This is a genomic window from Endozoicomonas sp. OPT23, assembly GCF_009653635.1.
Taxonomy (GTDB): Bacteria; Pseudomonadota; Gammaproteobacteria; order Pseudomonadales; family Endozoicomonadaceae; genus Endozoicomonas_A.
The window spans coordinates 778,095-800,842 of the sequence record NZ_PPFD01000002.1 but is presented as its reverse complement, the minus strand read 5'-3'; the positions used below and the strand labels follow the sequence as shown (position 1 = coordinate 800,842).

General features: G+C 46.8%; 20 protein-coding genes. 7 read left to right on the top strand and 13 right to left on the bottom strand.

Annotated features, from left to right (window positions below; translation table 11 throughout):
* Nucleotides 1–16: 16 nt before the first annotated feature.
* On the bottom strand, nucleotides 17–502 hold the full coding sequence (locus EOPP23_RS05455; RefSeq protein ID WP_153764925.1) for a VOC family protein: 486 nt from the start codon (nucleotides 500–502) through the stop codon (nucleotides 17–19).
* Between the two features lie 311 nt (nucleotides 503–813).
* Between EOPP23_RS05455 and EOPP23_RS05450 the strand changes: the two genes are divergently transcribed.
* The 4 genes from EOPP23_RS05450 to EOPP23_RS05435 all read left to right on the top strand — a co-directional run bounded on the left by EOPP23_RS05450 (nucleotide 814) and on the right by EOPP23_RS05435 (nucleotide 3,868).
* On the top strand, nucleotides 814–1,554 hold the full coding sequence (locus EOPP23_RS05450) for a sporulation protein (RefSeq protein WP_153764924.1): 741 nt from the start codon (nucleotides 814–816) through the stop codon (nucleotides 1,552–1,554).
* A gap of 105 nt (nucleotides 1,555–1,659) precedes the next feature.
* A complete protein-coding gene (locus EOPP23_RS05445; RefSeq protein WP_153764923.1) occupies nucleotides 1,660–1,944 on the top strand; it encodes a hypothetical protein in 285 nt (94 codons plus the stop codon).
* 104 nt (nucleotides 1,945–2,048) lie between these two features.
* Entirely contained in the window at nucleotides 2,049–2,420 is a 372-nt protein-coding gene (locus EOPP23_RS05440; protein ID WP_153764922.1) for a hypothetical protein, read from the top strand.
* 194 nt (nucleotides 2,421–2,614) lie between these two features.
* Nucleotides 2,615–3,868, top strand: a complete 1,254-nt coding sequence (locus EOPP23_RS05435) for a hypothetical protein (protein WP_153764921.1) — start codon at nucleotides 2,615–2,617, stop codon at nucleotides 3,866–3,868.
* A 168-nt stretch (nucleotides 3,869–4,036) separates the two neighbouring features.
* Here EOPP23_RS05435 and ccmI read toward each other — a convergent pair whose 3' ends face one another.
* The 10 genes from ccmI to EOPP23_RS05385 all read right to left on the bottom strand — a co-directional run bounded on the left by ccmI (nucleotide 4,037) and on the right by EOPP23_RS05385 (nucleotide 13,341).
* Nucleotides 4,037–5,212, bottom strand: coding sequence for a c-type cytochrome biogenesis protein CcmI (ccmI, locus tag EOPP23_RS05430; protein ID WP_153764920.1), 1,176 nt, complete (start codon nucleotides 5,210–5,212; stop codon nucleotides 4,037–4,039).
* Complete coding sequence (locus EOPP23_RS05425; RefSeq protein WP_228550566.1) at nucleotides 5,212–5,688, bottom strand: cytochrome c-type biogenesis protein; 477 nt, start codon at nucleotides 5,686–5,688, stop codon at nucleotides 5,212–5,214. The genes ccmI and EOPP23_RS05425 overlap by 1 nt, the downstream gene beginning before the upstream one ends.
* The gene (locus EOPP23_RS05420; protein WP_153764919.1) at nucleotides 5,688–6,251 is read right to left on the bottom strand and encodes a DsbE family thiol:disulfide interchange protein; all 564 of its coding nucleotides are present in this window, start codon (nucleotides 6,249–6,251) and stop codon (nucleotides 5,688–5,690) included. The genes EOPP23_RS05425 and EOPP23_RS05420 overlap by 1 nt, the downstream gene beginning before the upstream one ends.
* Nucleotides 6,248–8,263, bottom strand: coding sequence for a heme lyase CcmF/NrfE family subunit (locus EOPP23_RS05415; protein ID WP_153764918.1), 2,016 nt, complete (start codon nucleotides 8,261–8,263; stop codon nucleotides 6,248–6,250). The genes EOPP23_RS05420 and EOPP23_RS05415 overlap by 4 nt, the downstream gene beginning before the upstream one ends.
* Nucleotides 8,263–8,718, bottom strand: coding sequence for a cytochrome c maturation protein CcmE (ccmE, locus tag EOPP23_RS05410; RefSeq protein ID WP_370514645.1), 456 nt, complete (start codon nucleotides 8,716–8,718; stop codon nucleotides 8,263–8,265). The genes EOPP23_RS05415 and ccmE overlap by 1 nt, the downstream gene beginning before the upstream one ends.
* Nucleotides 8,719–8,720: 2 nt before the next feature.
* Nucleotides 8,721–9,014: a heme exporter protein CcmD gene (gene ccmD / locus EOPP23_RS05405; RefSeq protein ID WP_153764917.1), complete on the bottom strand. Its 294-nt coding sequence runs from the start codon at nucleotides 9,012–9,014 to the stop codon at nucleotides 8,721–8,723.
* 4 nt (nucleotides 9,015–9,018) lie between these two features.
* Complete coding sequence (locus EOPP23_RS05400; RefSeq protein WP_153764916.1) at nucleotides 9,019–9,768, bottom strand: heme ABC transporter permease; 750 nt, start codon at nucleotides 9,766–9,768, stop codon at nucleotides 9,019–9,021.
* 145 nt (nucleotides 9,769–9,913) lie between these two features.
* A complete protein-coding gene (gene ccmB / locus EOPP23_RS05395) occupies nucleotides 9,914–10,573 on the bottom strand; it encodes a heme exporter protein CcmB (protein ID WP_153765039.1) in 660 nt (219 codons plus the stop codon).
* 62 nt (nucleotides 10,574–10,635) lie between these two features.
* Nucleotides 10,636–11,313 carry a cytochrome c biogenesis heme-transporting ATPase CcmA gene (ccmA, locus tag EOPP23_RS05390; RefSeq protein WP_153764915.1) on the bottom strand — a complete coding sequence of 226 codons (678 nt, stop codon included), beginning with the start codon at nucleotides 11,311–11,313 and terminating at the stop codon, nucleotides 10,636–10,638.
* A gap of 306 nt (nucleotides 11,314–11,619) precedes the next feature.
* Nucleotides 11,620–13,341, bottom strand: coding sequence for a hypothetical protein (locus tag EOPP23_RS05385; protein ID WP_153764914.1), 1,722 nt, complete (start codon nucleotides 13,339–13,341; stop codon nucleotides 11,620–11,622).
* 246 nt (nucleotides 13,342–13,587) lie between these two features.
* Between EOPP23_RS05385 and EOPP23_RS05380 the strand changes: the two genes are divergently transcribed.
* From EOPP23_RS05380 to EOPP23_RS05370, 3 genes are all read left to right on the top strand, one after another.
* A complete protein-coding gene (locus EOPP23_RS05380) occupies nucleotides 13,588–15,048 on the top strand; it encodes a hypothetical protein (protein ID WP_153764913.1) in 1,461 nt (486 codons plus the stop codon).
* A gap of 441 nt (nucleotides 15,049–15,489) precedes the next feature.
* A complete protein-coding gene (locus tag EOPP23_RS05375; protein ID WP_153764912.1) occupies nucleotides 15,490–17,157 on the top strand; it encodes a CotH kinase family protein in 1,668 nt (555 codons plus the stop codon).
* Nucleotides 17,158–17,319: 162 nt separating this feature from the next.
* On the top strand, nucleotides 17,320–19,899 hold the full coding sequence (locus EOPP23_RS05370) for a hypothetical protein (RefSeq protein WP_153764911.1): 2,580 nt from the start codon (nucleotides 17,320–17,322) through the stop codon (nucleotides 19,897–19,899).
* A 127-nt stretch (nucleotides 19,900–20,026) separates the two neighbouring features.
* On the opposite strand, the gene narL is transcribed toward EOPP23_RS05370, so the two are convergent.
* A complete protein-coding gene (gene narL, locus EOPP23_RS05365; protein ID WP_370514643.1) occupies nucleotides 20,027–20,686 on the bottom strand; it encodes a two-component system response regulator NarL in 660 nt (219 codons plus the stop codon).
* A gap of 14 nt (nucleotides 20,687–20,700) precedes the next feature.
* Nucleotides 20,701–22,479: a type IV pili methyl-accepting chemotaxis transducer N-terminal domain-containing protein gene (locus tag EOPP23_RS05360; protein WP_153764909.1), complete on the bottom strand. Its 1,779-nt coding sequence runs from the start codon at nucleotides 22,477–22,479 to the stop codon at nucleotides 20,701–20,703.
* Between the last annotated feature and the right edge of the window lie 269 nt (nucleotides 22,480–22,748).

Here is a 22,748-nt window from a genome sequence, read left to right as displayed (position 1 = left end):
CTCGATCAAGCGAGCTTTACTCGTAATCAGAAGCGTAGGTTTCTTCATAAGTGTGAGAGTAAAGTTCAAACAGGTTGCCAAACGGGTCTTCCAGATAAACCATTTTTGCTGGTTTGCTGTCGTCTTCCGGGTGGTAGCGATGAATATCCATACGCACCTTACCGCCGAATTTTTCTACCTTAGCCATTACGCCTTCAAAGTCGTCGGTCTGCAGACAGAAGTGGAAAATGCCCAAACGGGAGAAGTCCACAACATGGCGTTCCTGACGCTCTTTCATTTCGAACAGCTCAACGCCAATACCATCGGTGGTGACCAGGTGAGCAATGTTAAAGCCTTTAAAACCTTCACCAAATACTGCGATGCACATTTTACCAATCGCAGTTTCGCGCTCTTCCACCACCTTGATGTTGTTCATAACAATCTTCAGACCCAGCGCGTTGGTGTAAAACTCAACCGCCTTGTCCATCTCGCCAACCATAATACCGACATGGTTCATTTTCATAATCTGCTCCGGGTTCTTTTTAGAAAAGTGTTCAGGAATATGTACATAGACATGCGCTTATGAATTCGTATGTTCGAGTACTTATGTGATTAATTTTGATGAGATGAGTATAGGAAGCAGGCTAGATTAATAAAAATTATCAATAATTATAAAAATAATAATGAGGTGTTATTTCCCAGTCATTGATTGACCGTCGACGTATGCCTCACTGCATGGCTTTCTGTTAGCATCCACCTGAAAACAGGTTACTGAAGTCAGTCGACACCCTTGTCTGAATGACTTATTTATTCATTGAGTGAGTTGGAGTATTAATGTTTAAAAAGTTACTGGCTTCCGTTGGTATTGGTGGCGCTGAAGTAGACACTATTGTTAACAGCCAGCAGGTGCAACCTGGTGGCGTACTGTCTGTCACAGTCGTGATAAAAGCGGGTGACGCTGAACAGGAAGTCTCAGGCCTGCAACTGAACCTGATGGCCCAGACCAAATACCAAACGGATAACGGTGAAGCTTACCGCAATCAGGTTCTGCAAAGCTGGTCTATTGAAGACAAGCTGGTCTTGAAGCCGGGTGACCGTCATGAGATTCCTATGGAACTGCAGCTTCACTCCGAAACGCCCATTACTCACCTGCCCTGTCGCGACAACCAGAGTCAGGTCTGGCTGGAAACCGGACTGGAAGTTGATCTAGCTATTGATCCAAGCGACACAGATCCACTGGTAATTACGCCAACACCTACCATGATGAACTGCCTTGAAGCTATGGAACGCTGCGGTCTTAGAATGGTTAAAGCTGATATCGAGCATGGTGGCCTGAGAGGTAATGGCTTCCAGTCTACGATTGGTTGCTATCAAGAGCTGGAATACCGTCCGGAAGGCTGGCTGACGACATTGAATGAAGTAGAACTGTCTTTCGTGGCTCGCCCTGGTGTTGTTCATGTTCTGGCTGAAGTCGATCGTGCATTCCGAGGTGACAGTTACCTGTCCCTGAGTTTTGTTGATGGCGCATCTGTATCAGACATAAAACAGCAGTTAAAACAGACTCTGGGGCTTTAAATCCGTCTGTTACTCAATCATTAAGATCAGCCTTCAACGGCTGATCTTTGCTTACGACATAACCTTCTATAATGATTCATCATTCTAATTAAGCAGAGGTGACCTATGTCGCACCAGCTCTACACTCTGGATCAGAATGGCCAGAAGGTCATACTGGAGGTCAAAGACAGTATCCTGATTGATTTTGACAATGGCACCACACTGGAACTGTTGATCAATAACCTGCCAGCGAACAGGGAAAACTGCCTGAGTATTCACTCAAGAGTGACGGGGGAAGGTGTTGATGAAAATGTGGATGACAGCCACTTTGCAACTTTGTCTATTGAACCTGCGGCTGCCAATGTCATCGGTATCAGCGCAAATTTGCATGCCAGAAAAAATGCACCTTAAGCAGGTTGTTCTTCATAGCAGATAACTCCAGCCAGCTGAATCCAAAGCTTCTTACTCAGCGTAACTGTCTGTTCCACACAGACAGAATACTGCCGGGTACCATAATGAAATTACTTCCTGCTCTTGCCACTTTGCTTGCTGCTGTTTCCATCAACAGTTTCGCTGCAGAGGTGGAACTGAACTCTTCAGAAATAAAACAACTTCTGAATGGCAACACCATCAATGGCGTGCATTATCAGAAGAAAACAGTTCAGTACTTTTCTGAATCCGGCCTGACACTCTGGGCAGGCGAAGGTGACAAAAAACCTTCAGAGGGACAGTGGAAAGTAGAGAATAACGAATACTGTTCTGACTTTGGTGGTGGCTGGGGTTGTTACAAGATAGTCGTCGATGCCAAACAGGGTGTTCATTACTTTATTGGCGAGGATTTCAGAGCGCCTTTTGTTTCAAAGCAAGGCTATCACTTTCAGTTTTAATACTCTAACTGAGCAGAATTACGCCTATTGATACAACAGGCGTAATTCTGCAAACCGGGCTGGCAATCATACCAAATATTGGATTTCAGCCTGATGGACTCCTAAAATCAAAAGAGAAAGGGAACTAGCTAATTAATTAGTGAATCGCTTTAGTTAATAACTGTCAAAAAACGGTTATTGAGGAGGGAGGAAAAATGGACAGTTCTGGTTCAGCAGGGAGAAAATCGTCGTCCACCCAACCACTAACGTCTGACCAAACCACTTCTGATTCTTCTCTGGAAAGTTCAAAAAACAACCAAAAAGTTCGAAAAACCAAATACGAAAATGAATGGTGTCGGCTCAAGCCCAGAGGCGATGAATACCATAAAGAGAGTTATTCGAGGAATCATAAAAACATCTCTAAACGTGATATCAAGTCTGCAGCAACCCTGACAACTTATCTTGATCCTGGACACGCTTTTTTACGAGTAGAAGACCATATTGAAGGCACTGATCGTGTTATTGGCTTCTACCCTACAGCAGGTAGTTCGAGCTTAGGTGCTTCTTTGACTCTTTATAGTCAGGGGCGTTTAGCGAATGAACTATGTACCTATGACACGAATGTACACATGCTCGACTGGAGTTACCCCAAGCAAGTCAACGAGCTTGATGAGTTTCAGCTTACATCGCTGAATAAATATTTGGATAGAACTCAGGATGCCTGTGATTTTGATGAAACAATGGGCTGTAATTACATTATTCATGGTTCGAACTGTGTAAGCTTTGTTCAACAGGCTCATACAAGTGCGCTACTGTCAGGGCATTTTTCTACAGATGTTTCCGGAGGGGCTATTCAAGGGGTAGGAAAAGCCAATGTATATGGGACGTTTGGAAATGCTGCAAATGTGCCAAGCCTATTCATGCTGGGCGCAGTTCTTAATGAAATGATCTTACCGGCAGTAAAGAGTGCATGGTCGAACGTAAATGCCTGGCTCGAAGATGATTTCGTTACCAGTGAGCAGACTGCTGAGTATATAAAGCAATATTTAGTATTGGATGTCATGCAGCTTAAGCTTGAAAACACCATGAATGATTTAGTCGCTGGAAAAACAAGAAATGAAGCCTGCGAACTAATTACTCTTCAAAAACAACTGGTTGATCTGCAAGCACAGCTGCTTGTTATCAAAGATAGTTTCATGGATCCAGATCGAAGTTATAACGGCATCCCAGCCACGGGAGTGTTCCGAAGGCGTGAAAGAGACCTGAAGAAAGTCGGCGAGGACCTGCAGTTGTTAAGTGATGACCTGGTTGGGTACCTTCATTCATCCAGGCACCCTCTTGAGAAATTGATCTATAAGCAACTAAACGATGACTACAAAATATCCAGGAAGGATGCAGCGTGCTCAGTTGACAAACTCATGAGCCGCATGGGGGGGCTGGAGGAGGGTGATCCAATACCTCGTGTGTAATCCTTTCTCTACTGCCTGCAGAATTAAAAAAAGATCTATTACAGTAAGTAAAACAAACCGTATGTAACTATTCTCTACAAATAAATCCAGAAAGCTGAAAATATTCATGAAAAGAAAGTAACACATTAACAGCAGGCGCCTTCCGACGCCTGCTAAATTCAGAACATATCAACTGGCAGGCGCAATCTTCAATTGAATCGGACCAGCACCGGTCACTTTAACGTCTTTTACTTCCGCTTCGTAATCTGCACTGGTTGCGTCGCCAGTGAGAGTGATACGAGCGATCACATCCAGACTTTCAATGCCGGACAGGGTTCCGCCCATAATCATGGCAGAGCTGTCGTCCAGTACCACTTCCCTTGGCAGGTCAGCAACACGCAGGGGAATAGCTGCAACCGGCGCACGAACACCTGGCTGACGGGCAAAAACCATCACACGGGTATTACCGGGCAGATCTTTCAGCTCTGGCGCTAACTCTACCTGAACACGAATCTCGGCAACCGCTTCACCAAGAAAGCTTTTGGCACGACTGATGCCAGCAGCCAATGACTGTCGTGTAGACGGGTCATTTTCCATGGCCATCGCCTGAGTCCAGGCACTAACCGCTTCCTGATAGTCAGCCTGACCAAAAGCATCAATGCCTTTCAAACCCAGAGCCGTGGCATTGTCTTCATCTTTACTCAGAGACTCTTCATAAAGGTTGCGAACCCGCTTGGTAACGTTATTGCCAGCGGCCAGAAACTCAGCTTGTGCCAGTTCTGCCGCAGCCTGCGGACTACCTTTCTCAAGGTTATACAGGTTACTGAATGCATCCACAGCATTAGCATGCTGACGCACCGCCATATAACGACTGCCCAGCATAAACCAGGCTTGAGCATTATCCGGCTTCTTCTCGGTCCACTCTTCCAGAGAACGAATCATTTGAAAGTGTGTAGCATTCGGATCCATAACCAGTTTGGAAACATCCATTTCGGTCTGTGAACCCAAATGCATATACACCGGAACTGCCAGAACAGGCACTATCAATGCCATAGCCCAGCCCAGCATCGGGCTGCCTTTGGTATTCAGTGCTGCGCTTTTCTCTCTGTCAGCAACGTCGTTCAGCAGCTTCTTTTCCAGTTCGGCACAGATCAGATCAGCGTCGTCTTTAGTAATCAGACCCTGTTCCTGCTGATGACGAATCTCCGCTTCCTGTTCGCGGAAGTAAGCCACGTTGGATTCATGGTCGGAAACACTGTTCGCTTCTGCTTCTTCAGCCTGACGGCTTCTGCCCACAAAAGGGAACACGATCAGTGCCGCACAAACCAGCACCAGAACGAGGGCAATTATCCAGAATTGAGTCATCAGTCTTTTCCACCCAGAATCTTATCGAGCTCTGCCCTGTCTTCCTTATCCAGTTCCTCATCCTTAGCCGCCGGGCGATGCTTACGCACCAGACCAAAGAGAACAAACAGGCCAATCAACAACAAAATGACCGGGCCAAACCAGAGAGCAGCGGTTTTAGCACTCATTCTGGGCTTGTAGAGTACAAAGTCACCGTAACGATCCAGCATAAACTGAACAATAGTGTCGTCGTCTGCTTTCTCTTCCACAATCATGCGATGCACCTCACGACGGAGGTCCTGTGCAATCGGTGCGTTAGAGTCAGCGATAGACTGGTTCTGACATTGAGGACAGCGCAGTTCATTGTTCAGACGAAAGAACTGTTCCTGCTGAACGGTATCATCGAACTGATAGTTCTCAATCACCGCAGCCTGGGCTGTGGATAACATGAACACGGCTGCAAACGCAGCCAGTGCCCTGACTAAAAAAGATCCCATTACAAAACCTCCTTCTGCAGCTGACCGTATTTAGGTTTTAAAACTTCCACCCAAACCCGCTGATCAACAATGCCTACGTGCTTGTAACGGATGATACCTTTCTTATCCACAAGGAAAGTTTCCGGCGCACCGTAAACACCCAGATCAACCCCCAATCGACCGTCTTTATCAACAATATTGAAGGTGTACGGATCTTCCAGACGTTGCAGCCAGCGCAAAGCATCTGCGTCTTCATCCTTGTAGCTCAGGCCGATAATGCGAACGCCTCTTTTGGCCAGTTTGACCAGATAAGGGTGTTCAACTTTACAGGCCGGACACCAGGAGCCCCAGACATTGAGCAGATACACCTGCCCTTTGAGGGTTTCCTGAGTAACGATTTCATTGGGCTGTTTCAGCTTTGGCAGACTGAATTCAGGCACCGGATCATTCAGCAAAGCAGAAGGCAGTTCCTTCTTGTCTTCCAGAAACAATCCTACGTACAACAGAATGCAGAAGGTCAGGAAGAACGCTAAAGGCAAAAAGAGTTTCAGGCGGCTTTTCTTAACCGTCTTGTCATTACTCATGCACGACCTCCAGCCACTGCAGTTTTCCCTTTTCTTGCTTTACCTTTAGCGACAGCTGCCTTATTTGCAGCTTTCTTCTTCAGACGCACACGATAGCGTTTGTCAGAGACTGCCAGCAAACCACCCAGCGCCATAAAGATTGCACCGAGCCAGAGGAAACGCACAAAGGGTTTAATGTGCAGACGCACTGCCCAGGCATCATCACCCAGAGGTTCACCCAGAGCAACGTATAGGTCGCGCGTCAGACCGGCATCAATACCGGCTTCGGTCATGGGCATGCCCTGAACCGCATAAACACGCTTTTCAGGATGCAGAGTTGCGACCTTTTCCTGATTTTTGAATACTGTCAGTGTGCCAGCATTGGCCATATAGTTAGGGCCATGTTCCTGTTCAACACCATCAAAACGGAAAGCGTATTCACCCAGTTCAGCGATATCACCCGGATTCATTCGCAGGTCTTTCTGTTCGCTGTAACCACCACTCATGGCCGCACCAACAAAAGTAACCGCAAGACCAAAGTGTGCCAGCTGCATACCGTAGTACGAAGGCTTAAGCTTCTTCAGACCAGCAAACAGACCGTTAGCGTTTCGGGTCTTGTTGTAGATGTCTTTCAGAATGACCAGAACAATCCAGAACACCATGCCTATGCCCAGCGCTTCACTGATAACAAAGCTGTCACCGTACATAAAGCCGAAGGCCAGACCACCAAGAGCAGAAACCACAAACACCCAGCGCAGCTGTTGTACCAGCCAGGAAACTGTGCCTTTCTTCCAGTTCAGCATGATGCCAATGCCCAAAGCAAAAGCCAGCATCAGGGCCATAGGGACAAAGAGCATATTGAAGTAAGGAGGACCTACGGAAACCATGCCCAGATCCAGAGCGTCCACCAACAGCGGGAACATAGTACCCAGTAGCACAGTGGCACAACTGGTAATCAGCAGAACATTGTTCACCAGCAACAGAGTTTCACGAGACAACAGGTTGAAGGTGATCTTGCTGCGTATTTCTGGTGCCTTGAAGGCAAACAGAGTCAGGGAAGCACCCACAACCAGCATCAGGTAGCCCAGTACAAACAGACCGCGCATCGGGTCACTGGCAAATGCATGAACTGATGTCAGTACACCGGAACGAACCAGGAACGTACCGAACAGGCTCAAAGAGAAAGTGGCAATCGCCAGCAACAGTGTCCAGCTCTTGAACAAACCACGTTTTTCAGTCACTGCCAATGAGTGCATCAAAGCAGTACCAGCCAGCCATGGCATCAGGGAAGCATTCTCTACCGGATCCCAAAACCACCAGCCGCCCCAGCCAAGTTCATAGTAAGCCCACCAGCTACCCAGAGCGATACCGGCGGTCAGAAATGCCCAGGCAACCGTTGTCCATGGACGCGCCCAGCGAGCCCAGGCACTGTCAAGCTGACCGCCCATAAGCGCGGCAATAGCAAAGGCAAAAGCAACCGCAAAACCCACGTAGCCCATGTAGAGCATCGGTGGATGAACGATCATACCCAGATCCTGCAGCAGCGGATTCAGGTCAGCACCGTCCTGGGGAGGAAACGGCAGCAGTCGTTCAAATGGGTTGGACGTTAAGAGAATAAACAGCAGGAAACCAACGCTGACCATACCCAGTACTGAAAGTACCCGGGCAGACAGTTCCGGTGGCAGCTTGCCACTGCGCATGGCAACGACCTGCCCCCAACCGGTCAGGGTCAGAATCCACAGTAGCAGGGAACCTTCATGGCCACCCCAGGTCGCTGTCACTTTATAGATAGCAGGCAACAGGGAGTTGGAGTTACTGGCAACGTATTTAACGGTAAAGTCATCAGCCAGGAAGGCATAAACAAGACAACTGAATGACAGCAGGGTAAAGATAAACTGACCGGTTGCCAGCGATCGGCCGGCATTCATCCAGCGCAGACGTCCGGTGTAGCTGCCCACCAGGGGCACTACACTCTGCAACAAGGCCAGACAGGTGGCCAGGATCAGGGCAAATAGCCCCAGTTCGGGATTCATTACTGAGCTCCTTCCGCATTCGCACCAGGCTTGTGAGCCTTGTCGATAGCATGCTGTACTTCCGGCGGCATGTAGTTTTCATCATGCTTGGCCAGCAGCTCTTCAGCGATAAAACGACGCTTCTCGTCCAGCTTACCGGTACCTACAATGCCCTGACCTTCGCGGAACAGGTCTGGCAGGATGCCGGTGTACTCAACTTCTACTTCACCTTCTCCGTCACTGACATTGAAGGTAACCGTCAGACCATTAGGGTCACGCTTCAGGGAACCTGGAACCACAACACCACCACCACGAATTTTCTGGCCAATGGGTGCTTCACCACTAACAATCTGTGCTGGTGAATAATAGTGGTTAATGTTCTCTTTCAGGGCAAAAAGTGCCAAAGCTACTGCCACGCCGACACCGGCGATCAGCAGTAGAATCAATAATAATCGTTGTTTTCGGACCGGATTCACTCTCACTCTCCCTCATTCACTGTGCGGGAGCTTTCTGTTGTGCTCGCCTGCTGTTGACCATTCGCTGAAAATTGCTCATGGCTGTTAACTTTTCTACCTGTGTCACTGCTTGCTGGCTTCTTACGATTATTCGCCGCCTTTGCCTGACGACGAATCTGGGTGACGATTTTCTTTCTGGCCATCATCGGAGAAACGATGTTGTACAGAATAACCAGCAGACCCAGAGCGTAAGTTGGCCATACATAAATGCCGTGACCACCCATATCTACCAGACTGGCGAAGTTCTCAAAATACATGGTTTCAGCTCCTCGCCCCGGCTTCTACGGCATTTCGAACCCATTTGGTTCGGCGTTCACGGTCCAGTATCTCGGTTCTCAGACGAATGATCAGGACAACGGTAAAAAACAGGTAGAAAGCCGCAATGGAGATCAGCAGTGGCCAGAGCATTTCCGGTGCCATGCTGGGCTTTTCAGTCAGCTTCAAAGTTGAACCTTGGTGCAAGGTGTTCCACCACTGCACGGAGAATTTAATAATGGGAATATTGACCACGCCTACCAGGGTCAGAATGGCGCAGGCACGAGCCTGTGTCGTTGCACTGCGAATAGCGCCGCGCAGGGCAATCACGCCAAAGTACAAAAACAGCAGAATAAGCATCGAGGTCAGACGGGCATCCCATACCCACCAGGTGCCCCAGGTTGGCTTACCCCAGATAGCACCGGTCAGCAGTGCCAGAAAGCAGAAAGAAGTACCAATTGGCGCCATGCACTTAAGCGCCATATCCGCCAGCTTGATACGCCAGATCAGAGTCACTGCACCAGCAATGGCCATGCTCACATAAATAGCTGAAGCCAGAAATGCCGTCGGTACATGCAGGAAAATAATGCGATAACTGTTGCCCTGAAGATAATCCGGCGGCGTGAACAGCAGCCCCCAGGTTAAACCTGTTGCCATCATCAGTGCGGCAAGAATGGCCAGCCAGGGCAGCCATTTGCCACTGATCTCATAAAACCACTTGGGCGAGCCCAGCTTGTGAAAAAAGGTCCAGTTCATCGTCTTTATTTATATCCGCATACCAAATTGCTGAGAGTTTGCAGTTTCAGGTTCTGTCGATCCCCACTGCTTTTTCTGCTGTACTCTTTTCTATCGCTACTGTTTTCTATCGCTGCTATTTGTCGCTATGTTTACCAGCAAACCATTAGCCGTCCACCACAATACGCAGTGATGCAGCAATAGCAATAGGCGCCAGACACAGCCCCATTACCAGAAATGCCCCCAGCCATAGCAGATGACCAGAATAACCCATTCCGTCCACCGCTGACTGTACGGCTCCGGTACCAAAAATCAGCACCGGAATATACAGAGGCAGTGACAGCAATGTCAGCAGCACGCCTCCTCTCTGAACTCTTACGGTCAGGGCTGCACCTATGCCGCCCGCCAGACTCATCAGAGGCGTACCCAGTAACAGACTAGCCATCAATGCCGGAAATGCCTGCTCTGGAAGATGAAGCATCAGTGCCAGAATTGGTGCCATCACAATAAGAGCGACGCCCGTCGTCAGCCAGTGAGCGATAATCTTGCCAAGCACCAGCAGTGGTAGTGGGTGTGGCGACAACAGTAACTGGTCCAGAGAACCATCGTCGTTGTCTCCTTTAAACAGGGAATCCAGAGAAAGCAGTACCGCCAGCAGAGCGCCAATCCAGACAATGCCGCCTGCAAGCTGTGAAAGCGTCTCTCTTTCCGGTGCAATACCCAGAGGAAACAGGCTGGCGACCATCAGGTAGAAGGCAACTGGATTCAAACTCTGACCCGGTGTTCGGAACGCCAGTCTCAGGTCTCGGCGAATCAACGCCATCATCGCCTTGCGGCCTTCCAGTTGTCGTACGTCTTTAGCCTGGAGCACTTTATTATGGGCAGTACTCATAAGAAGGCTCCTGAATCCATTTCATCATCGTAGTCTTCTTCGAGTGAGCCACCGGCAAAGTCATCCAGCTTTACTTTTCGGACAGAACCGGAAATCTCCGACAGACTCTGGTGGCTGGTAATAATGACCATGCCACCTGAAGCCACATGCTTTGCCAGAACAGATTCCAGCCAGGCGACGCCATATACGTCGATAGCCGTAAAAGGTTCATCAAGAATCCAGAGTGGTGAAGCTGAAATGGACAGGTCTGCCAAAGCAACCCGGCGGTGCTGACCTGCCGAGAGGTGACCGCAAGCTACATCTTCAAAACCGGCTAGGTTTACCTGCTCAAGGGCATCAAGAATACTATGTTCAGAAGGTGCTTCATTGCGGAGACTGGCTCGCCAGCGGATGTTTTCAACAGGAGTCAGCTCCCCTTTTACCGCAGGTTTATGACCAAAATAGAAAGTAGACAGACGGAAGTCTGCGTACATGCTCGAGAGTTTCTTTTCTTTCCAGAAAATATTGCCGTGAAAATCACCGGATAGACCGGCAAGGATTCTAAGCAGCGTCGTTTTACCGGAGCCATTGGCACCCTCAATCTGTAAGAGTTCACCTGACGACAGTTTCATGGAGAGTTCGGAGAACAGGACCCGATCATCCCGCTCACATCTAAGCTGCGCAACCTCGAGCAAATGATGTTCCTTTTATAATCTTATTCCGGGTATCTTTTCCGGAGTAGCTTTTCCGGAGTAACGAGGCTGAATTTGATTCCAGCTCTATGCCTTTAAATACCTATGATTTATAAGGTTTTTAATAGTCACCACTTATGGATGAATACGGGCAGGATTATATCGAAATCTGCGTGAATTCCGAACAAATAAACTATCCAGAAACAGTAAATGTCATCTCATTGATTCATATCAAAAAGCAGTATCATTCCATGGGCTGCATTCCCATATTCCATAATGGAAACGCAGCCCGGAATCATGACAAAAAATCTAGAGTTCAACTCGCGGGCCTTCCAGAGAGTCTGCCCCCTCATTACGAGGCTCCAGTTCGCTCACCTTCATCAGAAGGACATGGTTAGTGGTTTCATCACCAAACATGTCCAGTAGCACACCTGCCATGCCGTTCAGATCAGCTTTAGCTGGCAGTGAGATACTGGCTGTCACATGAGAGGACGAACTACCCAACGGATCAACTAATTTTGATTGAACAAATCCCCACCAGCTTTGCTCATCATCCTCACTCAGCACCTGTAAACCAATATGAATAATTTTACGATCCTCACTGATGGTAACTACCATGTACTCAAATTTATCATTTCTTAAATCATCCGGGGTTTCATAGGTATTAATCAAATCACTGGCCTCAAGATATGCGGCAGGCTCCTTAAGTGCCTTCAGAATCAGCTCTCTGGTCAGATGCTTTGGTGTCGTAACTTTCTCAAACAGTAGTCCGTAATCAGAAGCTAACAACTCAACCTTTCTGCCACCTTTCCCTGAAACAGTTTGACTTTGATAGAGCCCTTCTACCCTGTCTGCAAACTCACATGACTCCTTGTAGCCTGTCCTGTCACTTCTATCTTTATACACAAGGCAGGGGTTATCTTCTGGTTCGAAATATTTATAGACAGCCGTTTCATTCCTTTTGTGGTCAGCAACAAACTTCAGCAGAGGGTCAGACGTATCTTCAGGCGCAATCAGACTGACAGAACCATCAACTTTGCCGATTTCAATCAAGGCCCTCACAAGTTTTGAGGGTTTGTCCTTCAAAATATCTGTAGCAACCGGCGTGTGCAGCAAACCCATTACGGTCCAGAAAACGTTACTGGAACCACCCGTAAGTCCGGCAAAAAATCTTAAAATGGAGTACCTTCCACGAGGACCTCTGCAAGCACTGCAGTATGACCCAAAGGCAGGTGTAACAGCACCACCAAGGCTTACGATCGCAGTTGCTCCGGCAGCCAACGCTTTAGCGGTGTCAGGTTCAAACCGCTGAATATTGTCTGGCCAGTACACATAACCGGCATCCATCCCTGTTTCAGCAATTGCTACTCCCACCGGAACAGCCGCCGCCCATTTTAAATTCGTCTTCCCCTCAGCTGCACGTTGCCACATCAGGTTCAGTACGAAACTGCCAAGAACAACCGGAACTCTATAAACAATCGCATTATATATAGCCGATTCGTAATGGTTCAGCGATTGAGTAGCTCTGGTGTAGTAGTTAAACCAAGGTTTACTGGCTTCATTGCTTAATGTTGCGTCCAGTTTTCGACCTAATTCATTGCCTGTAACTGCCTTATATTGTTCAAGGTTGAATACTTGTTCTGCCGCATCAACACTGACGACAGGCTCATGCGTCTCTTGCGTACTGTCTTCAGGGAGACTGCCTGGATGTACATTTTTGTCTGCCGTGACTTTGACTGTCGTTGCTCCTTTTTCCTTCTTGGGAGCAGCAGACTTTTCCTGGTGATACGCAGAAGGAGCCAAATCACCCTTCCGCTCAACATTCCTAGTGCCTCTGGTCGAACCTTTCTCTCCAGATCGCCCAGGTATGGATTCGCTATTTTTCTGATGAGAGTTCTTCAAATCAACAACAGGCCGCTCAGGATTTGAAGGTGGGACTTTATCTGTCACTTTGCTGCTATTAGTAGCAGCCATTATCAGAGAGGGGATCAATGCGCTTGTTAAAACCATCAAGCGTAAAAGCCTTTTCATACTTTACCTTTTGCACCAGAAATCACACCTTGTTTCTTAGTACAAAATTTCAAACATCAGAACATTATTTAAATAACCATAGTTCCAGTTTTAGCAGTCACACACTGCTCATTCAGCTGACGCTTACAGCAACTTTTCTAACAACTTAAAACTTGCCACCACCACGATGTTTTCTATGCTGAAAAAACAAATACGAACTTACATTAATTAAATTATTTTTCCCACACACTCCGCTGGAGTTACATCATGAAAACATCACCGATAACCAGGTTCTGCCTTGGACTGATTGGTGTCCTTTGTTATTCCTCAGCAACAGCCGCGCCCAGTAGTTATTGCACACACTATTCACCGGGAAGCGAACACAGAATACTTTGTGATCAATATGACGCCAGCAATGTCATAGAGGTTCCCGAAAACAGCAACCTGACAGAATTTGTTAATAGTACAGATACCGGAAAACTGTTAATCATTCCTGCCAGCCAGCGTGACAACCCATACCCTCTGGCCGGCCCACTGAAGCTCGCTTCAGGTACATCCTTACTGGCTGGCAATGATGGTGTCAGTGGTTTTTTCGATCTCGGCTGGGCTGCTGATTTCAGTATTGGCACTGATCCTGTGTACTGCATGATTTCTCTCGGTGAAGGCAGTACCGTAACCGGTGTCCGGATTGATGACAGCAATATGTCTCCCGAGAACCAGCTGTATTTCAATCAGCAGGGAGACAAAATTAAAGCCTATATCTACTCAAATGGAAAAAGCCGGTTCAAGGTAAGCTGGGGCAGTTTTATCACACCATTAAAACTTGATGGTGCGATCTATGCTGATAACGATATCCATAGAACCAATATTGTTGGTAATACTGATCATATTGCCCGTTATAACTGGATTGAAAGTCGTGGGGCAAGCCACGGCATTCGCATTGCTACCGCAAAAACCACTGACTCCGGTCTCACAGAAAATGTCAGAGTCAGTAATAATGTGATTCAATTGAGTAAGCTTCCTGACGACTCTTTTCTGCAAACAGCCGTACACACAAAGAATGGTTGCGGAAGTATCCATGACAATACCATTGTCTTTGGTAATGACATTCTGACCACCAGTCAGTTTCGAAAAGGCATCGTTCTCGAAAATCAGGCGACACCGGAAGTCAGTGGCTTTGCCATGATCTCGCAGTCGGTTAACCCTCACTCACAAGACTCCGGTTTCGAATTTCTGCAATCAGAAGGTAAAACCTTGAGAGCCAGACTCTCTTCAGGCTCCATCGACAGCAGAATACAAACGACGCCTACCACTTTTAGTGGTAAAGGAATTCTGATTGGTGACATTCGCCAGTCGGATAAGCCTGTATTTACTCAAACTGAAAGCGAATTTTTCAGTCAGAGTTTTCCTCAGGCCGGCACCTGTCCTGTGCCTGCGTCCAGTCTATGGGGGTTCGAAAGCAGCACTTCTGACAACGAAGACACTCTTCGTAATGCGTTTTGCGGCTTACGACTCACCCGCACTGACTTCCAGTTCAGCGAGAGCTATTCAGCTGACATCAGCAATTCATCTAACTGCAGCTCTAATAGCGGTTTAATTGGGGGACTCGTGTGCGTATCAGCTCTATCTGCTATTGAATTTTGTGTGATTGCCGGAGGCTGTATCTGGAAGTTTTACCTTGCCCCAAGGTACATCTCTCAAGAATTTAACCATAAGCAATTAAACTAGACATTTCGACAAAACAACCAAGTCATTCAACTTAAATATTTAACAATAAACATCAGAATTCAGCCAAAGAAAACCATTAATAAACAAGAATGTTTGCTTATATTTTTGTCTAGTATCTCCCCCCCATTATTATTACTAATTCGTAATAGCAGCGTGTAAAAGCGCTGCTATATTCAGCCTGTCTACATCTTGATTCATATTCATATTTTGAATCGAGGTCTACAGCCAGAACGATCCATTTAGTGGCTGAACACTTTTTAAACGACTGATGACATTCACTTAATCAGCGGAATCAAAATGCAACCTGATTAATTGATACAGGTCGTTTCCATAATTTTTACGGTGCCCTGAATCAAGCACTTCGTTGTTGAAGTACTTGAAACTTATGTCGATTGCATACAACTGTTTTCGATCATTCTCACCTAGAGAGGAAAGTGCGTCATGCCATTTGATTTTAAAGAGACTTCGGTAGACTCTGACGACCTCAATACCTACTTCCCAAGCGGCATCACTACTACTTTACGACTGTCGTTTATTAATACATACAGTTCGTTTATTGCTAACGAGCCCAAAACACTTGCCCACCTTGGTGCTATCTATGGAGGCTCTGAAGGCAATCGTCCTCCAGACGGGATTATCACTTCCGATCACTTTACCTTTTCACAGCTAATAGGCATAGAAACTCAAGGATCATCTTCCATATCCTGGCCTAAAAACAGCTTCGGTATTGAATTTCAGAATAATCAAACACTGTTTCAGACAATCAACGCAACAGGGCAGAATTTAGCCACAGTTAATATCAACAAAGGGATTGTGGATGAGAATGGTGATAAGGTCGATCTGGATCAGAGCAACCCGCTTTTTGATATGCCCAGTGAAGAAGACTGGATATTTAAAGCCCCGTTTCTTGATCGAACTTACCTGCGCAATGTCTTTTCATATAAATTGAGTTCATTAATGGGAGCAGCCTATTCTCCCAGAACCGAATTAACCGAACTCTTTATTACCGACCAGACCAGTAAAACCAATCCGGATAAATACACCTATCACGGTATTTACGTCGCTACAGAGAAAATCAAACGCGACAGTAACAGGGTTGATATTAATAAACTCAAAGATGATGAAGACCCTCTTGAAGGCGGATACATCATTTCAATCGACAACCCACACGGTATTCCAGGCAAGGGCTGGTACTCAAATAACACCATCACTTCAGAGACTTATGGCAATAACTACAAAATGAGAACCGAGTACCTTAATGTGTACCCGGACAGAGAGGATCTCACCGATGCTCAAATGCAGCATATTCAGGATTTCATGTACAACTTTGAAAAAGCCGCCCTGAATCATGGAAACTATGCTGACTACATTGACGTTGATACCTTCGCAGATTACTTCCTTATTACCGAGCTTTCCAAAAATCCGGATGGCTACCGTCATAGCACCTACTTCTACAAAGACAGAGCTGAAGAAGGAGAAGCACCTCCGAAGCTGAAAGCCGGCCCGGTCTGGGACTTCAATGAAGCCTATGGCAACACCGTAAAGTGTGGCGCCCTTCAAACCGATGGCTGGCAGTTTCTCTGTGGTTATGATTACCCACCTGAAGACAGCCTTCCTGTTGCCAAATGGTGGATTGAACTGGCCAGAGATAATGCTTTCTCACAGAAACTGGCAGAGCGCTGGGCTTACCACAGGGCACCGGGCAGAGCTTTTGATATGAGTAGAATCAGAACATCTCTGAAAGATGAAGCAGCCAAACTCAAACAGAGTGGTGCTATTATCCGTGACCAGCAACGCTGGAAGACTCTTGGTGTTCATATTCCTCCAGGTCTTCAGGACCAGACACTGCTTCAGGTCTTCATGCCAACCCCTATTCTCAATGCCTATGACACGAAAATTGATCATATGCTCGATCATATTCAGGCTCGTATTACCTATATGGACGAAAATCTTCCTAACTCGACAAATAACTACACCATTCAGGGATTGCCTGACAGTCTGACTGCAACTTCACCAACTGTCGCTACCGATGGTGCAGGTATGACTGGAGCAGGGGTAACGCTAGTCACCGTCCTGGCTATTGCACAGCTGGTAGCCGGATTTCTGTGAGTAAAGAATTTAGTCGACCATAAAAAAAGCTAACGGGTAGTAGCAAAGCTACTACCCTATTCCCCATACTCAATTCCGAAGGCATAGGCTGTGCATAAAAGGGGTTTAGTCGTTGCCCTGCTCTCTCTGTTGCTCACATCTCAGTCTGCAGAGGCTGGGGGCATGTGGAACTGGTTTTGCAGTTGGCTTAATCCGTGGGAATACCGCTGCCTGAAAGCACATCATGAAGATGATGATGAAGAGGAGAGTATCTGTGCTAGTAGTACCAATGGGGAATATGAACCTCTTGTAGGGGAAAACCAGAGCCCTACACAGGAGGATTTAAACGCATTAGCATTTCTTCAGGATCTTCCCCCTGAGCTGGCTCAGCTTCTTCAAAACGAAGGCATTGAACCTAGTCAGATTGCCGCTCTGATCAGGAATAATAGTTCAATTGCAACAGCATTCAATCAAATTATGAGGGAGTGTGCTACTGCCGGCCTGAGAGAAGAATATCAACATAATACATCTCTGCGAGCGCTCCTTCTTCTGAACGCGGCGGTCTTTGGTTCTATCAACCGAATTGCCGGCCTGACCGGGATGATTCTTATATTCGATGATCAGAATTACACTGCAGAAACTGCATTAGGCCTTGCCGTCACTATTACCCTGGTTTCATTAATCAGCAGTAATATGCGGGCAGTTTCAGGTAGCAGCCACCTTAAGTTTCAGGGTTTTTTCAGTATAAGAGATGTAGTTTTGCTGCTCGTTGCAGCTCCACCCGCCATTCTTGATGTATTAATGGCGATTTTTGGTTTTAAAGCTTTCTTTGCCCTGCTGGGTATCGATTCTTACCTACCAGGTATTCCACTCTCCCTTCCCTTGGGACCAGCACTTCTAGCCATTTTTATGGAGAAAGCAGATCAACTCGGTTACCGACTTCGTGGCCAGAATTTTCATAACGAACGTCGCCTGGAAGAAGCCACCAATATGCTTGCCAACTGTCTTCGAGTTGTCACTGAACAGAATCTGACACTTGGCCCGGAACACCTGCAAGCTCGAATGAGCTGCTTTACCGATGCTCTGGGGCTAAACCGAAGCCGCTGGCCAGGCTCGGCCAGAGAATGTCTGGCTCGAACAGCTGATTTTTTTTCAATATACAGCCCATCATCCCGTCTTAGAAACCAGTGTATTGCGCTTCAGGAAAGTGAGCTGGACGATAACAGTTTCTATCTGCAGCAACTCTATGATCTCGCACAAAATAGCAGACATGGACATGCTTATTCAGCCTGCAACCTTGCCCTTCTTTCAACAATAATGGTACCTGCATTTTGTTATGGCTTTGTCGATTCCAATGCTGCTTTTGAACTGATACAAAAATTGTCGTTTGGAGAGCTGTCTGAGTGTCTCTCTACAATGGAAACCGCTACATACTGGGTTGCAGAAATCGGATTTGCACTGTTTATGTCCGGTAAATTTCTCGCTGCCGGGCAGGATGGCGCTGAAAGTGTTATTCGATTTATTTCATGGCTAAAAGAACTTGCGGTCAACCATACTTCCAATGCCAATAAGTCTGACATAGCTCTTAATATTATCAGCGGTCTGGCTGCTGGAGCCTATGCCTATAATGTTTTCGCAACTTTTTCTACTGATCCTTCCGAATGTCTCGTCGATGCAGAAGCGAATCTACCAATGGCCGGCTTAGCCACCATTGGAGCCTATTGTTTTACGTCTGGATCAGGTCCAAAGATGAAAGTTATCCCACCGGCAATTAAACAATTGATGGCAAATATCAAGCGGGCTTTCCGGATGCAATTTGGAGATTCTGCGGAAGAAGAAGCCATGAAATATATCAACCAACTTCGACAGGATCTGGAAACACTCCCAGCTGCAGATGGGGTTCAGCAATGGGCAACCCACAATGGTATAAGTACCGCTGCTCAGCAGATCATTAACAGATGGCTCGTGCAGCTACCCGGATATGAAAACCTGGAGTTAAACACCGAGGATTTTGTTGTCGTTGAAATGTCTGAAATGGCTGAAGAGGCTTATTCGCCTGATACAGAAACCGGCCTCCCCTTTACCCGGTCATTGGATATTTCCTCATTGAGCCCAGACCAGAAAGCGGGTTTGGAAGCACTGATTCAATTTTTCAAAGGTAGAAATTATCAATTTCATGTCCCAAATAGAGACGGGCTGTGCCTTTATAACACAGTCATAGAAATGCTGAAGATGAATATCACACCTCAAGGCTTAATAGCTCAGTTAAAAGAGCTGATCCAACGTTTACGTGCCAGACAAAACCTGAACGACAGAGAAAACAGATTCCTGGATACTATTGGAGAAAATTCAAATTTTCTTAGTAGTGTCCAACAAATTCTGGATAACAACGAATTCCAAAATCCAGCTGTACTACAGCTAATTGCTCTGCACTTAGGGCAGGATTTCCACCTGATTCAACCTGGAGCTAATGGCCTTAATCATGAATTAATTCTGGCCGATGCACCTACTCTTTTCCATCAAGTGAATCCGGATCAGTTGGATCAGGAACTCCCTTCTGGGACCATAACTATAAGCCAAGATGGCACTAATCACTTTTTCGGAGCTCAGCCTGTAAACGGAACACCAGCAATGCCACTTATTGATCCTGAAAACCCACCATCCGGTTTAAATAATTCAGTGAACCATAACAACACTGGCCCACTGCAAATTCAGCTGGAATCAGGGGCCCTCCCTCATGCCTTACCTTTGATAATCCAGTAAGTGGTAACACACGCAATCGAATATTAACTTGCTGTTTGCCCGCCACAGGCGGGCAAACAGCTTCTGAATTCGTACGTCTGGGTACATAGCGGACTGTTATACCACTCCACTTCAGTCAGGTTTATTACTATCTATTCTGGTTAACCACCCAAACTGCCGCTTCCACCCGGGAGCGGAAATCCAGCTTTCGCAGTACCCGCTTAACATGTACTTTTACTGTCCCTTCACTGATATTCATCTTGCGTGCAATAACCTTGTTGGCATCGCCTTCTGCAATAAAGAACAGCACTTCTTTTTCTTTTGGTGTCAGTAGGTCAATCTTACTACCACTGTCTTCTTCTGGCCGTAACACCTGTGCCAGAACCTGACCGAGCCTGTCGTCTATAACCAGCTTTCCGGTTGCCGCTTCGCTGACTTTATCCAGCAGTTCTTCCGGCTCCATATCCTTCAAAAGGTAACCATCGACACCCGCCTTGAACATAGCCGCAACGTCTTCACGGTGTTCCGAAACAGTCAATGCCACCACACGGGAGGCAACACCGGCACTGCGCATCGCCTTCAACGTTGCCAGCCCATCCATTCCTTTCATGTTCAAATCAAGAAGAATCAGATCGGGTTCCAGACTGATAGCCAGGTCAAGACCTGCCTGCCCGTTACTGGCTTCACCGACGACAGACAGTTCATCTTCTTCATCCAGCAGTTGAGCCAGGCCTTTGCGAAGCAGAGGATGATCGTCGATTAACAGAATACTGGTTACGTCTTCGTCTTGTAATGCAATGCTATTCACTATCATTCTCGCTGTCAGGCTGCTTCAAATTCCAGATACACTTCTGTTCCGCCCAGAGTCCCTTTTTTAAAGCTCAGCTGCCCATCCAGACTGGCAGCTCTTTCCTGCATAATCGTGGTGCCATAATGTCCGGACACGCTGTTAACATGCTCCAGACCTATACCATTATCCTCAATACTGATGACAATTCGGCCATCCGGCTCCTGAAAACATTTGACCACTGCCTTACTGGCATTGGCATGTTTAATCACATTGGTCAAAGCTTCACGAACAATCTGCAACGCATGAATCTGATGATGCGCTTCTACCTTGCAGTAACGGAGCTGATAATCCAGAGACAGTTCAATGCCAGGTTGCCTCTCGCAGTATTCGTCGATGGTATTGTTAAGGGCAATTTCCAGATCACCATCGGCCATAGTGAGACGAAATGTTTTTAACAACTCACGTAATTGAATATAAGCACTGCTGACACCGTTTTGAAGATCATCAAGAACCCCTGCAGCATCATCATAAACATCGGTTTTAGCCAGCTTTCTTTTCAGTCTCACTACCTGAATTTTCTGATAGGACAATGCCTGCGCCAGCGAGTCATGAAGTTCCCGGGCAATCACGGCTCTCTCTTCCATCAGCAGTAATCGCTGCTGCTGGGTTTTAACACTGCTTTGGTACAAAGAAGTCGCCAATATATCAGCAAAGGTCTGTAACCAGCGCTGACTTTCTTCGCTCAGTTCCTGACAACCCGTAGTTGTAATACGAAGAAAACCAAAATAATGATTCTCGGCAGAAAGGTTAAACTGCTGCAATAGCTGCCCTTCAGGTGCATTCTTACGGCCATGAATACAATCCTGACAACTGTCAGACTGGCAGGGATTAATATCATCAACCAGCGTTATTTTCTGCAGGCGAAAACTGTCAGCGACACCAGACAAACAAAGATGACAACCATCCAGTTTTAGTAATGACTGCCAGTCCTTCAACATCGCAGAAACAAAACTGCTGTCGTATGGAGCACGGGAAAGATGATGGGATGCGGTATAAAGAAGTTCCAGTGCTTGATTAGACGTTGCCAACGCTTCCGTTTTCTCGGCCACTCGATCTTCAAGGTGATCATAAAGTCTTGAAAGATCGGTAGACATATCACTGAAGGCCTGAGTCAGCTGGCCAACTTCATTGTTTCGTCGATATGGGAGCTCAATGTTACTGAAATGCCCAATACTGACAAGCCTTGAAGCCATACTCAGATCGCTGATCGGGTTCAATAGGTGCTTACGAATAAAACGAATACTGAAGAAGCCAATAATTAGAATACCCAGCAGGGTAGCAACAGCCACTATTACCAGATTTTTAAGCTTACTTTCTGAATCTGACTGAAGCGCTTTTACCATCACATCGATGTTGTCCACAAATTCGGGAACCTGCTTGATAAACAACTCCCTGCCCTGTGGATCCAGAAGCAAGGGCCTCATTTGCTGCTGCCATTCAGCATGAATCGAACGGTAATAATGCCCCAGTTCATTATTGCGACTCACCAACCAGCTTAATGAATCTGAATTGATGCTGTTGTCATACACATCAATAAGCTTCAGCAGTGCTTCTTCACTGACCAACTCGGGAATCAGTACCTGTTCTGTCAATCGCCAAGACTGCATTCGTAAAGAGCCTGCGACGTTGATTGCAGCAGCATCATTTTCAGTGGCTGCAGCAAACCAGAGGGACGAACCGACACTGATCAGAGCCAGAAGACAGACGCCGCAAATCGCGGCCATCGCTTTCTGGTGCAGTGACACCCTCATTTTTAGTTGATTCAGATCAAACCTCCTGCCGATTTTTTCCCATACCTCTAAATAGTACTGGTATGAGTCGACTCAATGCATAGCGATACGAAAGTGCAATAAAAACCAATGCTTTCAAAGGTCAATTTAAAACCAAATACCTCTGAGTGGGTAGTCATTTTGAATAAGCATCGAATACCCCCGATTTCAGGGGCTTTCGGTGTTTTTTTGAATCGTTAATATCACCATCAATTACAGGCTTTCGGCATTTTCCTTTTCAAGGCTCGCCG

What these genes read in the sequence shown, in the direction of transcription:
- EOPP23_RS05455 (WP_153764925.1), bottom strand. Translation starts at nt 502, where the DNA reads ATGAAAATGAACCATGTCGGTATTATGGTTGGCGAGATGGACAAGGCG.
- EOPP23_RS05450 (WP_153764924.1), top strand. Translation starts at nt 814, where the DNA reads ATGTTTAAAAAGTTACTGGCTTCCGTTGGTATTGGTGGCGCTGAAGTA.
- EOPP23_RS05445 (WP_153764923.1), top strand. Translation starts at nt 1,660, where the DNA reads ATGTCGCACCAGCTCTACACTCTGGATCAGAATGGCCAGAAGGTCATA.
- EOPP23_RS05440 (WP_153764922.1), top strand. Translation starts at nt 2,049, where the DNA reads ATGAAATTACTTCCTGCTCTTGCCACTTTGCTTGCTGCTGTTTCCATC.
- EOPP23_RS05435 (WP_153764921.1), top strand. Translation starts at nt 2,615, where the DNA reads ATGGACAGTTCTGGTTCAGCAGGGAGAAAATCGTCGTCCACCCAACCA.
- ccmI (WP_153764920.1), bottom strand. Translation starts at nt 5,212, where the DNA reads ATGACTCAATTCTGGATAATTGCCCTCGTTCTGGTGCTGGTTTGTGCG.
- EOPP23_RS05425 (WP_228550566.1), bottom strand. Translation starts at nt 5,688, where the DNA reads ATGGGATCTTTTTTAGTCAGGGCACTGGCTGCGTTTGCAGCCGTGTTC.
- EOPP23_RS05420 (WP_153764919.1), bottom strand. Translation starts at nt 6,251, where the DNA reads ATGAGTAATGACAAGACGGTTAAGAAAAGCCGCCTGAAACTCTTTTTG.
- EOPP23_RS05415 (WP_153764918.1), bottom strand. Translation starts at nt 8,263, where the DNA reads ATGAATCCCGAACTGGGGCTATTTGCCCTGATCCTGGCCACCTGTCTG.
- ccmD (WP_153764917.1), bottom strand. Translation starts at nt 9,014, where the DNA reads ATGTATTTTGAGAACTTCGCCAGTCTGGTAGATATGGGTGGTCACGGC.
- EOPP23_RS05400 (WP_153764916.1), bottom strand. Translation starts at nt 9,768, where the DNA reads ATGAACTGGACCTTTTTTCACAAGCTGGGCTCGCCCAAGTGGTTTTAT.
- ccmB (WP_153765039.1), bottom strand. Translation starts at nt 10,573, where the DNA reads ATGATGGCGTTGATTCGCCGAGACCTGAGACTGGCGTTCCGAACACCG.
- EOPP23_RS05385 (WP_153764914.1), bottom strand. Translation starts at nt 13,341, where the DNA reads ATGAAAAGGCTTTTACGCTTGATGGTTTTAACAAGCGCATTGATCCCC.
- EOPP23_RS05380 (WP_153764913.1), top strand. Translation starts at nt 13,588, where the DNA reads ATGAAAACATCACCGATAACCAGGTTCTGCCTTGGACTGATTGGTGTC.
- EOPP23_RS05375 (WP_153764912.1), top strand. Translation starts at nt 15,490, where the DNA reads ATGCCATTTGATTTTAAAGAGACTTCGGTAGACTCTGACGACCTCAAT.
- EOPP23_RS05370 (WP_153764911.1), top strand. Translation starts at nt 17,320, where the DNA reads ATGTGGAACTGGTTTTGCAGTTGGCTTAATCCGTGGGAATACCGCTGC.
- EOPP23_RS05360 (WP_153764909.1), bottom strand. Translation starts at nt 22,479, where the DNA reads ATGAGGGTGTCACTGCACCAGAAAGCGATGGCCGCGATTTGCGGCGTC.